This is a genomic window from Coleofasciculus sp. E1-EBD-02, from assembly GCF_040218245.1.
Classification (GTDB): domain Bacteria; phylum Cyanobacteriota; class Cyanobacteriia; order Cyanobacteriales; family Coleofasciculaceae; genus Coleofasciculus.
Genome location: NZ_JAVJQN010000092.1, coordinates 1 through 17732, shown reverse-complemented (window position 1 = coordinate 17732; position 17732 = coordinate 1). Strand labels below are relative to the sequence as shown.

14 protein-coding genes and 1 pseudogene are annotated in these 17732 nt (G+C 46.1%); 11 read left to right on the top strand and 4 right to left on the bottom strand.

Annotation, left to right across the window (positions count from 1 at the left end; genetic code table 11):
* Positions 1-242 precede the first annotated feature (242 nt).
* From RIC07_RS15190 to RIC07_RS15145, 10 genes and pseudogenes are all read left to right on the top strand, one after another.
* Complete coding sequence (locus tag RIC07_RS15190; RefSeq protein WP_446395267.1) at positions 243-1109, top strand: glycosyltransferase family 2 protein; 867 nt, start codon at positions 243-245, stop codon at positions 1107-1109.
* 149 nt (positions 1110-1258) lie between these two features.
* Positions 1259-2656, top strand: a complete 1398-nt coding sequence (locus RIC07_RS15185; RefSeq protein ID WP_446395266.1) for an O-antigen ligase domain-containing protein — start codon at positions 1259-1261, stop codon at positions 2654-2656.
* 640 nt (positions 2657-3296) lie between these two features.
* Positions 3297-4253 (top strand): sulfotransferase, encoded by a 957-nt coding sequence (locus RIC07_RS15180; RefSeq protein ID WP_446395265.1) that lies wholly within the window; start codon positions 3297-3299, stop codon positions 4251-4253.
* Between the two features lie 445 nt (positions 4254-4698).
* Positions 4699-5022: pseudogene (locus RIC07_RS15175) on the top strand (sulfotransferase domain-containing protein); the annotation flags it as partial.
* A 374-nt stretch (positions 5023-5396) separates the two neighbouring features.
* Entirely contained in the window at positions 5397-6587 is a 1191-nt protein-coding gene (locus RIC07_RS15170; protein ID WP_446395264.1) for a glycosyltransferase family 4 protein, read from the top strand.
* 19 nt (positions 6588-6606) lie between these two features.
* Positions 6607-7506, top strand: a complete 900-nt coding sequence (locus RIC07_RS15165; protein WP_446395263.1) for a sulfotransferase domain-containing protein — start codon at positions 6607-6609, stop codon at positions 7504-7506.
* Positions 7507-7632: 126 nt separating this feature from the next.
* The gene (locus tag RIC07_RS15160; protein WP_446395262.1) at positions 7633-8625 is read left to right on the top strand and encodes a glycosyltransferase family 2 protein; all 993 of its coding nucleotides are present in this window, start codon (positions 7633-7635) and stop codon (positions 8623-8625) included.
* A gap of 477 nt (positions 8626-9102) precedes the next feature.
* The gene (locus RIC07_RS15155) at positions 9103-9684 is read left to right on the top strand and encodes a serine O-acetyltransferase (protein ID WP_446395261.1); all 582 of its coding nucleotides are present in this window, start codon (positions 9103-9105) and stop codon (positions 9682-9684) included.
* On the top strand, positions 9677-10237 hold the full coding sequence (locus RIC07_RS15150; RefSeq protein WP_446395260.1) for a serine O-acetyltransferase: 561 nt from the start codon (positions 9677-9679) through the stop codon (positions 10235-10237). The genes RIC07_RS15155 and RIC07_RS15150 overlap by 8 nt, the downstream gene beginning before the upstream one ends.
* Positions 10238-10291: 54 nt before the next feature.
* Positions 10292-11515: a glycosyltransferase family 2 protein gene (locus RIC07_RS15145; protein WP_446395259.1), complete on the top strand. Its 1224-nt coding sequence runs from the start codon at positions 10292-10294 to the stop codon at positions 11513-11515.
* A 101-nt stretch (positions 11516-11616) separates the two neighbouring features.
* Here RIC07_RS15145 and RIC07_RS15140 read toward each other — a convergent pair whose 3' ends face one another.
* The 3 genes from RIC07_RS15140 to RIC07_RS15130 form a co-directional block, all read right to left on the bottom strand.
* Positions 11617-12216 carry a sulfotransferase domain-containing protein gene (locus tag RIC07_RS15140; protein ID WP_446395258.1) on the bottom strand — a complete coding sequence of 200 codons (600 nt, stop codon included), beginning with the start codon at positions 12214-12216 and terminating at the stop codon, positions 11617-11619.
* Positions 12164-13384 (bottom strand): glycosyltransferase, encoded by a 1221-nt coding sequence (locus tag RIC07_RS15135; RefSeq protein ID WP_446395257.1) that lies wholly within the window; start codon positions 13382-13384, stop codon positions 12164-12166. Before RIC07_RS15135 ends, RIC07_RS15140 begins: the two co-directional genes overlap by 53 nt.
* Before the next feature lie 100 nt (positions 13385-13484).
* Positions 13485-14777 (bottom strand): glycosyltransferase family 4 protein, encoded by a 1293-nt coding sequence (locus RIC07_RS15130; protein ID WP_446395256.1) that lies wholly within the window; start codon positions 14775-14777, stop codon positions 13485-13487.
* 528 nt (positions 14778-15305) lie between these two features.
* Here RIC07_RS15130 and RIC07_RS15125 point away from each other — a divergent pair.
* Positions 15306-15554, top strand: coding sequence for a hypothetical protein (locus RIC07_RS15125; RefSeq protein WP_446395255.1), 249 nt, complete (start codon positions 15306-15308; stop codon positions 15552-15554).
* Positions 15555-15596: 42 nt separating this feature from the next.
* Here RIC07_RS15125 and sigC read toward each other — a convergent pair whose 3' ends face one another.
* Entirely contained in the window at positions 15597-16847 is a 1251-nt protein-coding gene (gene sigC / locus RIC07_RS15120; protein ID WP_446395254.1) for an RNA polymerase sigma factor SigC, read from the bottom strand.
* Positions 16848-17732: the final 885 nt, after the last annotated feature.

Here is a 17732-nt window from a genome sequence, read left to right as displayed (position 1 = left end):
GAGGGTGACGAGAATGTACCTCATCAGTGTGCCATACCACTACTGGAATAGCACAGCTAAAATGGTGTAAGGTACCCACCAGAGCGATCGCCTTAGTTACAGAAAATCTTTAGCAGACTTGTCGGGGCGGGTTTAGCCGTTTATAAAGAAGGTATCACCGATAACATTTTAATACAACTCACCCTTACCAAAAAGGAGTCTTTCTTAAATCCTAATCGGCGTTTCTATGAGTTCTGTATCCTATGTCTCAACCCGTAGATTTACTGCTAATTACATGGAACCGCCGGGAGTATGTGGAAAAGACACTGCCGAATCTTTTAGCCGATCCGTCAGACTTTCGCTTGTATTGCTGGGACAATGCCTCCACCGATGGCACAGCCGACTTGATTGCCTCAATCAACGACCCGCGCCTGGTCAAGTGCCATTTCAACAAGGAAAATGCTGTTCAGTACCAGCCTTGTCTCTGGTTCTTTGAAACAGCTACCAGTGATGTCATTGGTAAGATTGATGATGATATACTTCTACCAGAAGGTTGGACGGAACGAATCGCGCCAATGATCCGCAAAGAACCAAAGTTTGGCATGTTAGGCTGCTGGATCTTCATGCCGGAAGATTGGAACGAAACTCTTGCCCAACAAAACATTGTTGAGTTATCCGGTGAACGGGTATTCCGTTGTATGGGAATTCAGGGGCAATCTTTTCTAGGGCGACGCGATTACCTGATTCGCTACCAGAAAAAAACCCGTCATGGTCTTCCTGTTTATCGATATGCCATGTCTGTGGATGGTTTGGTTAGTGGATATCCGGTTCCCTTGCTATACGCTCACAATATGGATGATCCGCGATCGCCAATGAATGTCAAAACCAAATCGGGGCGTCTCGGACCCGATTCAGCCCTAAGCGCCAGAAACCTCAAGTTTGACTCCGCTGAGGCATTTGGACAATGGATTGCGGCTGATGCGCTGCGTCGGCAAACTGTTCCCTTCGATAGGCAGATGCAGATTAAGTTGACTCAGCTTCAATGCAATAAGACCCGACTGGGAAAAATTATATTTAAGCTATGGAAACGATTTTGTCACTCCAAAATTAAGCATTGGATTTTAGACTAATCTCACAGATAGGGTGGTTTAATTTATTCGAGCTTATCCCCTACAAATTACGTTATGTAAATATTATCAAAACCTTGATCAATGACAAACTAGGAATTATTTGTTAAGCTTAACAAAAACTAAATTAGCGCTTATTTGAAGCTAAACCTATGACTCCCCAAGCTCAACTGGCAATGCTTGCCTGGATACCACTACTGTTGTTCCTGTTTATCCGGTTTCCAGTACAGAAGGCAGTGGTTATTGGTTTCATTGGCGCTTGGCTATTTCTACCCCAGAAAGCGGGATTTTCGTTTGTCGGTTTGCCAGACTACAGTCGAGTATCAGCAGCAAGTTATGGGATTTTGCTGGCGACTTGCATCTTTGATGTGGGTCGCTTCCATTCCTTTAAACTCGGTTGGCTTGATCTGCCCATGCTAATTTGGTGTGTATGTCCTTTAGCTTCATCCCTGAGCAATGGTTTGGGACTGTATGATGGTCTTTCACAAACTCTAAGTCAAACGGTACAGTGGGGATTTCCGTATTTTCTCGGTCGTATCTATTTTAACGATCTTAAAGGATTGCGTCTGTTGGCAATTGCCATTTTCCTGGGTGGCATGGTTTATGTGCCTTTATGCCTGTATGAAGTCCGTATGAGTCCCCAGCTCCACAACATGGTGTATGGTTACTTTCCCCATAGCTTTCTACAAACCATGCGTTATGGCGGATTTAGACCGCAAGTGTTTATGCAGCACGGTTTAGCTGTGGGCGTGTGGATGATGGCAGCCACTCTAGTCGGAATTTGGCTGTGGCAAGCTGGGGTGATTAAAAAAGTCTGGGGAATACCCATAGGTTGGCTCGTACCCCTGTTGCTGATTACTTTTATCCTGTGTAAATCAACGGGAGCATGGTTGCTGTGTGGCTTTGGACTGATTATCCTATTTGCCGCCCGCTGGCTCCGCACCGCCCTACCCTTATTACTTCTGATTGGGGGTATCTTTTTCTACCAATCCTATGTAGCCATGGGACAGTTTACGCCGCAACAGCAGGATCAGGTTCTTTCCTTTGTGAGCCAGATAACCAATGAACAACGAGCTGGATCATTAGAATTCCGATATGATGCGGAGCAACTTTTGGGAGACAAGGCAAGGCAGCGAATAATTTTTGGCTGGGGCGGGTGGAACCGAAATCGTGTGTATGAATATAATCGATGGGGAGAACCTATAGATGAGACCATCACTGATAGTTTTTGGATGATCACACTTGGCAATAGGGGATTAGTGGGCATTTTCAGTATAACAGCCGCCCTATTGCTACCTGTGGTAGTCTTGTGTTGGCGTTATCCGGCTCAATACTGGTTTAATCCTAAAGTCGCACCAGCTATTGCGGTGGCAGTTACTGTAACCCTGTATATGAATGATAATCTGATAAATGATATGTTTAACCCAGTCTTTCCCCTGGTTAGTGGGGGAATAGCAGGGCTGATACTGCAAGGGACAAAGGCTCATGCAAAAATGAGAGGTAATCGCCCATTGGTGGCAAGGTCTGCGTTAATCCAAAAGAGGCAATAGTAGTGCTAGATTGAACCTCAAACGTCATGACACTTAAATGTTGGGGCGCGAGGCTTGCTATGGGAGCATGTCAGTTTTGCAAAAAACGCTCAAGTAGGTTGGGTAGAGCAATAGCGAAACCCAACAGGCTTTCCCCAAGTTGGGTTACTCTACCCTTCAGAAACGCCAAAAGCGAACGAGAAGGCGAGAGCCTACGTTCCAAGGACTCAACCGACTTGCGCTGATATGCTCACCTTGCTATCCATATTAACTTGAGCTCATACGTTCGGAATTGATAGGGAAACGCCCTCACCCCCAGCCCCTCTCCCAACGTTGGGAGAGGGGAGCAAGATAGGAGCAGTGTAGAGATGTGCCTGATCTGTTTAAGCTGTCATATCATGTCCGCCTAAATAACCGTAATATCCTTCTTCCTTGCAACCTTCCTCCTTCCCTTCTGCCCTGGAGCCTTCTGCCCTCTGCCTTGTCTCCACCTAAATGTGAGTATTCAACCGGACATAATATCATGCATTTAAATTGGGTATTAGTAGCGAGCAAGATGCTCGCACTACAAGGATTTCGTCATTATTGACATTAAGGTTTAAATGCCGAACAGCTTAACTGCCACTTGGTATGATTGTGAAACCAAGACAAGGAGGCTAGGATGCCAGATTATATCTTAATCGTAGGACAAGGGCGTTCGGGGACAAACTGGTTACTCGACCTCCTCGACCTGAGCCCCGATACTCATTGTCGCAATGAACCGAATGAGTTGGAAAATTCCCCTCTCGCCCAATTCCCCTCGCCGACTGTCCGATACCCCCTTGATGATTCTTTTCCCTCTGAGTGGGATCAAGCGGTTGCCTCAGTTTCTTTAAGTATGGGCGATCGCGACCGAATTGGCACTCGTCGGAAGTCCCATATCTATGAACCTGTGCGTCGGTTAGGGGGGGGTTTGATTCTGGGGAAACGTCGGGTACGTCAGTTCCTTTCCCCTGTGTTTCCTGGTTTAGGACAACCGGAATGGTTCGTTCCTTGGTGGTTTGCTCACCCGGATGCCCTGAAGCAAGCTTTGACTGTTTTAAAGATTAACATGGCGCCAGCCTGGGCGGATTGGGTTCTACGTAATCGTCCTACTGTTCTGGTGATTCATATTGTCCGACATCCGGGTGGATTTTTGAATTCGATGAGTCGTCGCTATTGGGCGGATCAGGATATTACGGTGGTTAAGCAGAATAACCGGAAACGCCTTAGGCGAATTATAAAATATGAACCGGAGTGGGCTGAACGGTTTGGCGATATAGACGCCATGTCTGTCGAGGAATCGGAGTTGTGGTATTGGCGTTATGCTAGCGAAACCATTCACACGGCGGGTGAGGGACGTCCCAACTATGTGCAGCTTGTCTACGAGGACTTAGTTGCTAATCCCGTTGATGTGGCAAAACATCTATATGAGAAATGTCATCTATCCTGGACAAAGGATATCGAAGCGGAGATCGCCAAAAGTGCATCAAGTTCCACCGCGATCGCCACGGCATGGTATAAGAAGTTAGAGCCAGAGCAGATCGAGTTAGTCCAGCGCATTCTGGATAGCAGCCCTCTGTCTCAGTGGTGGGAGTAGCCCATCCGTGTCAACTTAAGCCACAACCTTTGCCAATTAGGGTTTCGAGCCGTTCGACACAAACTGATCGTGAAGCTTGCTCCCTAAGCTTTTACAGGAGAAAGAACAATTCACAAGAGCATTCTCTTGCTTCCCCTGCTTCCCCTGCTCCCCCTGCTTTTAGCGCTGTTCCTGACATGCTCCCCCAACTCCGCCACACCTACAAAGTTGCTCACCTATTTCCGCCGCGTTGCACTAGAGTCATTGGTTGAGTTTCTGGGATCGACAATTCCTGCTCATCTCCCTCAAGAGTATTGACCATAATCTGATGTAAGTTTTCTGCCCATTTATCCCAGTTTAAGCGGGTGTCATACTCTTACCTGGATAATCGTACTAACTGTTTATAAGTATCTTTATTGGCAAAGTTAGTCGCGGTCAAATTTGCATATTCATCACCCGATGCAGATACAACTTTGACAATCCCGAAAATTACAGCAAGGGCTTCGGCTGGTATCTAGGGCATTTCCCTTCTAAACTGCGGAAAGGAAATAAACTGACCTTTGAAGACTCACCGAGTTATCTCTACTACGAACATATTCCTCAGCTAATCAAACAGGACTTAGGCAACATTAAAATGATAGCCATCCTGAGAAATCCTGTAGATCGAGCCTACTCAGCATGGCAGATGTATCACAGCTACTCCAATCTACCGCTCAAGCATTTGCGAGACAGAGCAGATACAAGAGCGTTTACAGAGGCGATTGACCAAGAATTTAATCCGGAATCGAATACTCCTAACACGACTCCAGGAGTATGTTGTGCCTTTTAACGAAAAACTCTATCAGCGACTGGGTACTCGTTACAGTTGGTGAGGATGAGGTAAACTTGAATCAGGAGGTACTTCAACGCTGGAAGATAGGGAATAACTGATATCTTACACCATTTTCAGTAAGCTCTGGCATCCGCCAAGAACTCAAGTTCTTGGCTAAAAGCTCAAGTCCACTTTAGTGGACTAAAATCAATATCCAGTTAGCTAAAGCTGACTAGCTGACTTATAGCTTTTGGTTCTTTGGGTTTAAACCCAAGGCGGTTGGTGAGACAAGTGCAAGATGTGAGTTATAAGCCATTCAGGAATTAAAACGCCGATAAAACCCAACTCAACCCATGTCAAAACCACTTCGACTCCTATACGCACCCGGTCCTGGAGATGTAATTAGCACCTATCACCATTGGGTTAAGGGAGAGGATGATCCATCACAGGTATCAATTACCTATTCCAGTCAATTCTATGAAGTGTGTCGGACTTTAGATGCACAGGCTTACGTCATTGCTCCGACTCAGGACAAGAAATTCTTCCGTGACGGTCAATTCACCCTTGAAGGGCGTCCGATTCCCCTGCGCGGAGCATCAGGCATTTTTTATCACTTGGGTCGCTTAGGATACGAGTTTGGCTTAATCGCTTCCGCCCTCCGCTTCCGAGCCAATGTTGCGGTAGTCGGTGATGCTAGAACACACTGGTTTGTCTTATCCCTACTTCCTCTATTGGGGATACAGGTAATCCCTTCACTGCACTGTGTTCTCTGGTGCAAGTACACCCCTCTCAAAGGTATCGAGGAATGGATGCTCAACGTGAGTCGTAGTTTGTTCGCTCACCACTGCACAGCAATAATAGCCATCTCCGATGAGATAGTCGAGCAGGTGGAGCAACTGACTCAGGGAAACCATCGACCCATTCTCAGATTCTTCCCCTACTACCGCCGCACCCAATTTGCCGGGATAGATGAGCCAGACGAAAAACATTCCCCGTTTCGGGTGTTGTTTGTCGGTCGGATGGAGATGGCAAAAGGAGTGTTTGATCTGCTAGAAGTTGCCAAGCGTTTTGCGGCTGAAGGCAGACAGGATATTCAGTTTAACCTTTGTGGTAAAGGGTCAGCCCTCGAATCCCTGCGTCTCGCTGCTCAACAAGCTGGAGTTGAATCCTCCTTTATCTGTCACGGTCACTGTGATAAGCAGAAGATGCGGGAAATGTTTGGGCGGTCACATGTGGTGATTGTACCAACTAAGACCAGCTTCCGAGAGGGGTTCAATAAGGTTGTCGTAGAAGGGATTTTATCCGGTCGTCCTGTAGTTACTTCAGATGTCTGTCCTGCCTTATCTGATGTGCAGGAGGGAGTTGTAGCCGTCTTACCCGATGATATCAACGGATATGGTGACGCCTTGCTCAAATTGTGTGATGACCGTGAGTTTTACGAACAAAAGCGAGGGAACTGTTTGGCATTGCAAGAGCAATTTTATGATCCCTCACGGGGTTGGGGCGCTACGCTTAAATCTATCCTGATTTCGGAAACAGTGTAAACAAGTGGGAGTAAGCAGAATGAAACCGAACTACATGGTCATTGGAGCCGCCAAATGCGCGACGACTACCATCTGTAATCATCTGAGACAACATCCTGATGTCTGCCTGATTGCCTGTAAAGAACCGCATTTTTTCTCCCGAGATGAAGTCTATGCTCGCGGATTTGATTGGTACGAATCGCTCTATGATGAAGCGGGCGATAAAAAGATGCGAGGTGAGGGGAGCAACACCTACACGGTGAAGGAGCTTTTCCCAGAGACAGTTTCCCGAATAGTCTCTTATGCCCCAGATTTGAAACTCATCTACTTAGTCCGCGATCCCATTAGTCGGATCGAGTCTTTCTGGCTCCAGAAGCGAGCTAACGGCGGAGAAGGAGTACACTATGATTTTAATACAGCACTCCATCTTAACCGACACTGGCTAGTAGATGCATCCAACTATTGGCAGCAGATCAATGCTTATAGAGCTCATTTTCCCGATGAGCGCATTCACATCATCTTCTACGAAGATTTTAAAGCGAATCCGGATGCCGTCATGCGGCACTGCTTCGAGTTCCTTGATGTCGATCCCGATGTGCCATTAGCGAACCCTAATCTATATATGGGTAGTACCAGTGGCAAACGGGTTCCCAGGAACACCCTTTCTCGCTTGCGCTCAGTCTCAATGTTTCGCAAGGCGGTGAAGCTGATTCCCGAATCTGTACGTAACCCCCTAAAAAAACGTTTGTTCTTCAGAAAAATCGAGGGACGACCGCAATGGGATGCTAAGAATCGTGAGTGGGTGGCAGATATTCTGGAAGCTGATACCCGTAAGTTTCTGGAGTACTATGGTAAACCTGCTGACTTCTGGAACCTTCGCAGTTCGGAGTCGGGGAGTAAGAGGGGTAGCGATGCTGTGGCTAAAACGTTGGGCGTTTAACAATAAAAAGGAAATGCTGAACCTCCTTTGCTGTATAGGTTGTCGGTTTTAAACCGGGCAACAGCTAAAGTATAGGCGTCGCCAAGGTTTGACTCGATTTAGCCCAGTGATTTCCAATAAACTTTTATGTATAATTCGACGGAACCTAATCCTTCCTATAACTTATTGGTGGTTATCCTCAACTACCGCACCCCCGGTATGACCATCGACTGCCTCCGTTCCCTAGTCGATGAAGTCCAATCCTTACCCGGTACTCACGTTGTTGTTACCGACAACGCCTCTGGCGACGGTTCAGTTGAGCAAATCAGCACTGCTATAGAAACTGAAGGCTGGAGTGACTGGGCATCGGTCATGCCATTAGACCACAACGGCGGCTACGCTTTCGGCAACAATGCCGCCATTCGTCCAGCCCTAGAGTCAGACAATCCCCCTCCCTACATCCTACTCCTAAACCCAGACACGATCGCACGCCCTAATGCCATCAAAACCTTAGTCAACTTCATGAACGAACATCCCGACGTGGGAATCGCCGGAAGTCGCTTAGAAGATCCCGATGGCACCCCCCAATGTTCAGCCTTTCGCTTTCACACCGCCCTGAGTGAACTCGATAGCAGTTTACGTCTCGGTTTAGTCTCGAAAGTATTGACAAAATGGGTCGTGTGGCCCCCCGTTCCCGAACAAGCTTGTCCCACCGACTGGGTTGCGGGTGCTAGTATGATTATTCGCCGGGAAGTCTTTGAACAGGTAGGCTTACTGGATGAATCATACTTCATGTACTACGAAGAAATGGATTTTTGCCTACAGGCAAAAAAAGCCGATTGGAGTTGCTGGTATGTGCCTGAAAGTCGGGTTGTCCACCTGGTTGGACAAAGTTCCGGTGTCACGGATACCAAACGCCCACCAAAGCGCCGCCCCCAATACTGGTTTGATTCCCGGCGACGGTATTTTATCAAAAATTACGGTTGGCTGTACGCCTCCTGTGCTGATATCTTTTGGGCTTCAGGGTTTAGCCTGTGGCGCTTACGCCGGGGGATTCAACGTAAACCCGATACTGATCCGCCCCAACTCCTGGGAGATTTTCTCCGCAATAGCGTATTCCTCAAAGGCGGTGTATCATAGTGTCACTCCCGTAGAGACACGATAATATCCATCCGTGTCAACGCTAAACCCCTCACCCCCAGCCCCTCTCCCACGCCAGCCCTCACCCCCAGCCCCTCTCCCACGCTTGGGAGAGGGGAGCAAGAGGGAAGCAAGAGAATCCGATCCCCCTTCTCCCCACGGAGGGAGAAGGGGTTAGGGGATGAGGGGGAAAATGTTAAGGAGTAGACAAGACAGACACAGCTTAAAACCTTGTATTAGTTTTTACCTTAAGTTAAGTTGACACCAATGGATAATATCGTGCCCCTACGAATGATTCTTTAGATGCCAAGAAAGCGTAAGTCCTTCTATCCTTTCTGGGCGCACGTCAGTGCGCCCCTACCCGACAATAAATTAATTAGGTATGTTACAAACTTAAATCCATTAGATACTTTTTTATCTGAAATTTCCCAAGTCAGGAAAATTCCCTCGATAATAGTTAAATTCATAAGAAAAACTATGGTTACTCAACCAAAAATACAAACCATCGCCAAAGAATCAGTCCCGCAGAATCTGGGACTCTGGCAACAAATCAAAGAAGACTGGATTGCCCACGATCGCGACTGGACTCGACCCGGATTCCGCGCCGTTGCGATTCAGCGCTTTGGCGTCTGGCGAATGCAAATTCAACCCAAACTCCTACGAGCGCCATTTAGTATTCTCTACCGAGCATTGTATCGTAAAATCCGTAATACCTACGGCATAGAATTACCCTATAGCGTTCAACTGGGTCGTCGTGTGATCATCGAACATCAACATGGGATTGTGATTCACGGCGATTGTACCATTGGTGATGATTGTATTATCCGTCAAGGCGTTACCCTGGGCAATCGCTACGTAGAGCATCCATTCGATGCGCCAAAATTAGGGAATCGCGTTAACGTTGGTGCAGGTGCGAAAATCTTTGGTAACCTAACTATCGGTGATGATGCTAATATTGGCGCTAACGCTGTCGTACTTTGTGACGTGCCAGCCGGCGCAACAGCCGTGGGCGTACCTGCTAAGATCATAAAATCCCGAAAAACTCAGGACAATGGTTAAATCCGTCACTGTCCCCAACATTTCTGCAACAGAACCCGATTGGAGTCGCGAACAATTGCGCCGCTGGTGGGACCCAAGCCGCCAACTCCTCAAATCTATCCGTGCGTATCAAAAGTGGTATGCAAAAGGAGGACTTATTGGAGGTTTTTTGCGTCGGGTTAACGTCCTCCAGCATCGCTTCTGGAGTGTGGTTACGGGCGCTGATATTCCCCTAGACTGCCAAATTGAAGGGGGACTACTCCTACCTCATCCCAATGGGGTTGTCATTCATCCCAAGGCTTCGATTGGACCCAATTGCCTGATTATGCAACAGGTCACCATAAGTAAGGATATCAAAATCGGCGGTCATGTTGATATCGGTGCGGGTGCGAGAATCTTTTATGAGGCTAAGGTCGGTAACCATGCCAAAATAGGGGCTAACGCCGTCGTGCTTTGTGATGTGCCAGCCGACGCAACAGCCGTAGGAGTCCCTGCCAGAATTATTACCCATTCTCAGTCAGAAACTCAAGAGAATTCTGACTGGGAAACACCGATTTCCCAAACCACTTCCTAGCGATCGCACTATCCCTATTCCCCAGAGTTCCAGACACAGCGAGGTTTCCGGGTCATGTTAACCAATCAACCCTGGCTTATTATCGTGGAAATAGTCCTATTGGCGATCGCACTCTCCCTTCTCGTCCCCATCGGGATGCTGTTTATCGAGTGTTTCGCCGCCCTCTTCCCACCGCGTCAACACCCAGAAGCCGCCCCAGCCTCTCCTCCCCGCCTAACCGTGTTAATTCCCGCCCACAACGAAGCCTCTGGAATTAGCACGACCCTAAAAACCATAGTACCCCAGTTAGCCGACCAAGACAGACTGGTGGTTATTGCCGATAATTGTACCGATGAAACCGCCGCGATCGCACGTCAATTAGGCGCAACGGTAATTGAACGCCAAGATACAGAACACCAAGGTAAGGGATATGCCTTAGACTACGGGATAAAGTACTTAGCCACCGACCCACCGGATATCGTGGTACTCGTAGATGCTGACTGTATCGTACATGAAGGCGCGATCGCGAAACTCGCTCAACGCGCCAACACTTCTCAAAGACCCACCCAAGCCATTTACCTATTAGAACAACCCCCTAACCCCACACCCAAGGATACCATTTCCGCCTTATCGGTTCGGGTAAAAAACTTAGTTCGTCCTCGTGGATTAGCGCGACTGGGATTCCCCTGCTTATTAATGGGTACCGGAATGGCGTTTCCTTGGTCAGTTATCAGTCAAGCGCCCCTGGCAAGTAATAATATAGTCGAGGATATGCAGCTTGGCATCGATTTAGCCATAGCTGGATATTCTCCCCTATTTTGTTTAGATGCTAGAGTCACCGGATGTCTCCCCCAGCAGCAGGAAGCCGCCAAAACTCAACGCACCCGTTGGGAACATGGACATTTACAAACCTTACTTACCCAAGTCCCGCGACTCCTTACCCAGTCTGTGTTTCAGCGACGGGTTGACTTATTCGCGATCGCTCTTGATTTAGTTGTACCTCCCCTTTCCCTGTTAGTCATGATTTGGGTAGCGGCTATAGGAGGAACTTTACTAGCGGCGGTTTTGGGATTATCCTGGATACCAGCGATTTTTGTTGGGCTAGAAGGACTATTAATTTTACTATCAATTATTGGGGCATGGGTTAAGTTTTGCCGTGAAGATATACCAGCACAGACGCTGTTGACTGTACCCTTTTATATCTTGTGGAAAATTCCCCTATATTTGGCTTTTCTAGTGAAACCTGAGAATAAGTGGATTAGAACAGAACGGGATGCAGTGGATGTTCCCGAATCTTGAGGAGTTGTGAGCTTGAGGAGTTGTGAGATGGATAAGGTATACATCGGTGCTACCCAAACTTTACCTATAATCTTTGTTGCATTCAAACCAAACAAGAACTGCTATAAACTCCCTCTGATCCGACGAGTTGCGCGTAATCCCTTCCAAGACAGCAGTAGTAGATTGTATAGAGAAGTTGTATAAGTTTGTCTAGCTACTGATATCTTACTAGTAACTGCCTCATACCCTATATCCTTAATCATGTCGCCACAGATAAATTCAATGTCTCCAATTTGCTGTTCACTTAACGTCGTTTTATATCGTCCAATTCTCTGTTTGTTTATTTTCTTGGTCGTCTCAATATGATGGGATGAAAAGCTTTTACTGGACTCTTTTCGTACCTTTAAATTTTTGGCATCCTCCTGAAATTTTAACATATCATCTATGAAGTCAGTTCTACAGTTCAACAATTCACAGAGTCTTTCAATGTGAGATCTTGGTTCTGCCACCAAATCTTCATACTTAAGCATCACATATCGTTTATCGCCTAAAATTTCCCCCTGCCTTATAATTGTTTGAAATGCATACTTCCAATGCCAAGCCAGGATAATATGTGACGGGAATAACTGTCCTTGAAAAATATACTGGTGACTACTCAAGTGAAGATTTTTATTGCGCGTGTAATCTTCTATCGAAGCAATGACAATGAGTCTTAATCGCATCAAGTATCCGCTGAGCGCTAACGCGGCAATCAAAGGACTCAACAGCACGCTCACGGGCTGATTGACTCATCCTTTTACGTAAATCAATATCCTGAGCTAGCTGATATAAACGCTCAGCCAAAGCTTTTTCATCTTTCTGCTCGACTAGAAATCCATTAACCCCATCAGTAACGATATCCGGCGTACCTCCAATAATGCTGCATACGGCTGGCAAACCACAAGACATCGCCTCCAGCGCGGCAACGGGTGAAGCCTCTCCCTTACTGGTACTGGGCAGCACGAAAACATCACTCGATTGCAGAGACTCGATCACCTTACTTTCCCCCTGTGCCCCAATCAATACCACTTTTTCACCTAAACCAAGCTTATCAATGAGCTGGTGCAGTTCTGATTCATAAGCACCAGAACCAACTAAAGTGTAGTGGATATCCAAACCTTGATCGAGCAAACGTCTTACAGCTGCAATAGCATAGCGATGACCCTTACCAACATTCAGGCGAGCAACAGTAATCAGCCGTAATTTTCCAACTTCAAATTCTCGATTTGGCGGTGGCACAAAACGTTGCGTATCCACACCTAACCAAACACTATAAACTTGCTCTGCAGGTATGCTAACCTCGTCAAGAACCTGCTGACGTGTAGGTTTAGCTGCAGCAGCGATAAATGCTGCATGACTCATCTTAGAAAAATGATCATGACCATAAGTACCCAAAGCTCCCCCCAACCGCAAGCTGTAAGTTGCTCCCCCTAGCAAAAAGCCCATAGCTCCGATATGAGCAGCATCTGCACAGGAATGGATAAAAACATGCTGAATACCTTCGTGCTGACAGTAGTGTTTTAAGTCAGCAGCACAAAGCAATAATAACAAATAGCGTAATTTATTGCTGAAGCTGCTTTCTTCAAGTCCAGTAATATACTTTAAGGAACGCCAAACCCCAAACGGTGAACCCATCATTGCGACTAACACCGCTACAGGATTGGGCGGGTAAATGTAGTGGGTTCGGGTCGCTTCTTCAATTAGAAAATCATGACATCTTGCTTCAGCAGCCGCACGGCGCGTAGACAAAAACTGCACGTCAACCCCCAGTTCACGCATTGCTTGACCCACACGCCACATCGCGACATGGGTTTGACCTGGAAACTCTGTAATCATTAGCCCCAGCTTCATCGAACTCACCTCCACTCAACAAGTTGCAGTCGGTTTCCTGTCCAGTTTATCAATTATCAGCAAAGTTTAGTGGCATAACTATGGGACTAAGGCAATTGAATTATTCCCCACTTGAACTTTTCTGACGAATCATTGTTTCATAGATATTAACTATTTCTTCTGCTTTGTATTCCCATGTAAATTCTCTTACTCTTTCGATCGCCTTAACTGACATATCTTCTCGCCATTTATCATTTTCCACTAAAGTTTTAATTTTATTGGTTAACTCGTGGGTTAAATAGTCTCTCGAAAGCGGTTCAATTTTAAACCCCGTTTTCTCCGTAACATATTCACCAATGCCGCCATTATTTGCCACAATACAGGGAAGTCCACAAGCCATAGCTTCCAACACCACCGCGCCACCAAATTCTCTTATTGAAGGAAAACAAAAAATGTCAGCTTGTCTGTAGTAGTTGGCTGTTTCCTGTTGAGAAATCTGACCTGTAAAGTGTACTCTTTCACTTAACCGAAGTTCTTGCACTAATTTTTCTAATCTAACTTTCTCTACTCCTTTACCTACTATTGTCAAAAATATTTTTTCTTGAGTTGCTCGCTCCAGTTTACTAATGGCTTCAATGACGAGATCAGCACACTTGTACGGAACTAACCTACCCACAAACAATAGATGTATCTTATCTTTGTTTCCGAAATATTTTTTTTCTATCAGCCAACCTTTATCAATTCCATTTTCATAAAACAGGCTTATCCTACTATCGGAAATTTTAAATAAGCCCTTTAATAGGTGTAAGGTGTAAGTTGATCCTGCCAATATCCGGTCAGCTTTTTTATAAGTTTCTCTGTAGCCCGGAACTAAAACTCGACCAATAGCCCTTAAGAAGTTGAGATAAGCATATTCTTCTTTTGCTTTTTCTCTAAATCCTGGCGGAAACGGTACACCTCCATTCACCGGTCCAAGCAGAAAAGGAGTCTGCTGACATGCCTTAACGATCTTGTAAGGGTATCGCGGATTCATCGGTGTTATCGCATGTACTATGTCATAGTCTCCTCTGACTATTTTGGGGGCAAATTTTTGATAAACTTTATGATTGAATTCAGCGTAAACAGGGTAATTAACGGTATGACGTAGGGGCCAATTTCCTTTATTCACACCTAGCAACTTTGGGATAGTTCGCCAGTATTTCTTGATTAAATCGCTAGGAACAATATAGTAAATATCATTGTCCTTTGTCTTTATCTTTTCTATAGATTTTCGATACATCCCATGAGTAACCAGTGTTACATCGACAAGTTTGCTGATATTTTCAAAAAACTTATATCCTTCTAAAGGTACAGATTGACCATCAGGCTTGCATTGGTTGATAATTAATAGAACTTTAATTTTTTTGTGATTCATTTTCCTACTTTGTCTTTTTCTAAGTACTAATCAGAATTTACATTCAACAATACCCTCAATCAAAACAAGCTATAAAAAGCTGACTTGTTAACAGATTTTTTATACACATCTGCTAAATCAGTATCTTTGTGCAGACACAGCCAATGTCTTGATACTTGTTGACGCTGACTGTATCCTACATGAGTGGGCGATCGCTTAACTCGCTCGTGCTAACATTTCAAAAAGACCCACCCGATCCATTGACCTGTTAGAACAACCGCCGCACCCTAAACCCAAGGATACCATAAACGAAACGAAAGTGAAGACGTTCCAGGGAATCACACCTGTTCGCGAAACAGACTGGGATTCCCGTAGTCTGTCATTTGCCAAGCGCTCCTGGCAAGTAATAATATAGTGGAGGATATGCAGCTTGGTGTCGATTTAGTCATCGCTGGACATTCTTTTAAATGCTAGAGTTACCGGATGTCTTCCTCAGGAGTAGGAAGGGTCAACCTTAGTAAAAATTACCAAGATATAGGGTAAAAATCAATGAATGTGTCTTTAACTCCAGAACTAGAACAGTTTATTCAACGTCAGGTTGATGCAGGAAAATACAAGTCACCAGAGGAAGTAATTATTAGAGGTATCCAGTTATTAGCTATTATGGAACGTTTCTATCAAGGAAACGTTGAATTCTTACAACCAACCAAACCCAAAACGGAATGGATGCCTGGTTTTTTTGAAGAAGTGATTGGAGGTTGGGTAGGAGACCCGCTAGTCCGCGAACCGTACATGTAGAGACGTTGCATGCAACGTCTCTACAATGTGTGGGGAAATCCCCTAACTCAACGCTTCCAGGTAATCCCGCACCCGATTCCGCCGCTTGGGTTGGCGCAACTTCTGCAACGCCTTCGCCTCAATTTGCCGTACCCGTTCGCGAGACAGTTCCAGCGCCCGCCCAATCTCAGCTAAGGAGTAGGGATGTCCATCGCCTAAACCAAACCGCATACAAATCACATCCCGTTCGCGACTGGTTAAATCAGCTAGGAGTTGCTGTAAATCCCGCTGTAAAGCCTCTCGCATCAATACGTCTTCTGGGGAGGTTTCCTCGGTTTCCAGTAAGTCCCCCAGTTCTGTATCCTTCTCCTTCCCGACTTTAATCTCCAAGGAAACCGATCGCGGAACTCGCATCAGCACTTCCCGTACCTGCGGCGCATCCATTTCCAACTCTTTGGCGATATCGTCAATCGTAGCGGTGCGCCCCTGTTCCTGCGAAATCTTCCGCTGGGCTTTCTTAATCTTATTCAGCTTCTCGGTAATATGAACCGGTAAGCGAATTGTCCGGCTTTGAGTCGCGATCGCGCGAGTAATTCCCTGACGAATCCACCAATAGGCATAGGTACTAAACCGATACCCCTTCGTCGGATCAAATTTCTCAACTGCCCGTTCTAACCCCAAGGTACCTTCTTGAATCAAATCCAGCAGCTCTAACCCGCGATTCTGATACTTCTTCGCCACCGACACCACCAGGCGCAGGTTGGCTTTAATCATGTGTTCCTTCGCCTGCAACCCTTCGGCTTGAACCTGTTCCAGTTCCTTAACCGTCAGTTCGGCTAACTCCGCCCAGCGCCGTTTTCCCGCCACCAGACTTGGCTTCAGGGTAGCCACATCCACGCCAGCGGTTGTCGCCCAGCGTTCTAAGGAGGGACGATGACCTAACTGCGAGGCTAAACGGTCATGGGTTTCGATTAAATGAACGAAATGCTCAATAACTGGCTCCTCTGGTGTGGCGAACTTCCCTCGTAAGTCCAATAATCGCATATAGCGCTGAACTTTTTGGGCTTCTGAGACTTCTTCATCTCGTCTTAATAAACGAACCCGACCGATTTCCTGAAGATATAACCGCACCAAATCAGTGGTACGGCGGTTGGCACTTTTAGCAAAGCTAGTCGTGTCGATATCCTCTTCCATCTCTGGATCAACGAATTCATCCACAGAATTGTCCATATCGCTGTGGGTATCCTGCAAATCCAAGCTGTAGGTAGGCTGGTCGTGGTCGAATTCAGTGTCGGCAAAAGGAGTGGCTGGCATAGTGATCTCTTAGATTACGACCGATAACGACACTTGATCGAAGTGTGTCATCACTTATTACTAGAATTCCCACCCTTGATGACCGGATAACAGCGTTTTCGTTTTTCTCACCGCGAAGGGTTACCTGTTTTTCCAGGAAACCCTTACTGAGATTTACTGCTAACGCATCGCCCCAGTTTCCGTTTTTACAGAATTATCAGCATTTTGGGCTTACACTCTGTCTCAGGTTAGATAACTGGGCTTCTCCTCTAGCAGATAGTATACGCGATACCCTCTTGGGGGATGAGTGACCTTTGTCAAAGTCTGTATTAATCTACATCACCCATCGGACGGATTCCTGAAAGATTATTGAGATTTGTTTAGGAAACCGTTTGTTGACTGGGGTATCGCCTGTAAAACCTGGATGGAGAGCAGGGGTTCATACTGCTAATTCCATCTCTCTCTATTGTATAGAAAAATGAATAGGTAGTAGGTAACAATTTACATTTTGAACAGTTTGTCGGGTGTAAAGGGTGCACGTCAGTCATTGGTGTCAACTTAGGGATCTGCGTAAAAATAAAGTACCAGTGAGGAAAGCTGTATTCATCAACTCAGCCAAGCTTGATTGGTATATTATTAAGCCACAAGTCCCTTAAGGTAGAAAACCAATACTGACAAGGTTTTAAGCTGTGTCTGTCTACTCCTTGACATTTCCCCCTCATCCCCTAACCCCTTCTCCCAACCCCCCTCGTTCCCCCCTACAAGAGCTATGCATTAGTCACATCTTTCTTAACAATCCACAAGTCTTATGGTGTCTGGGTTGGGGAGCAATGCTTAATATAGCTTAAAAAATAAATAGGGCTGTATCCAACCATCGGGCTTGGGGCGTTGTTTTTTGTGCAAAGG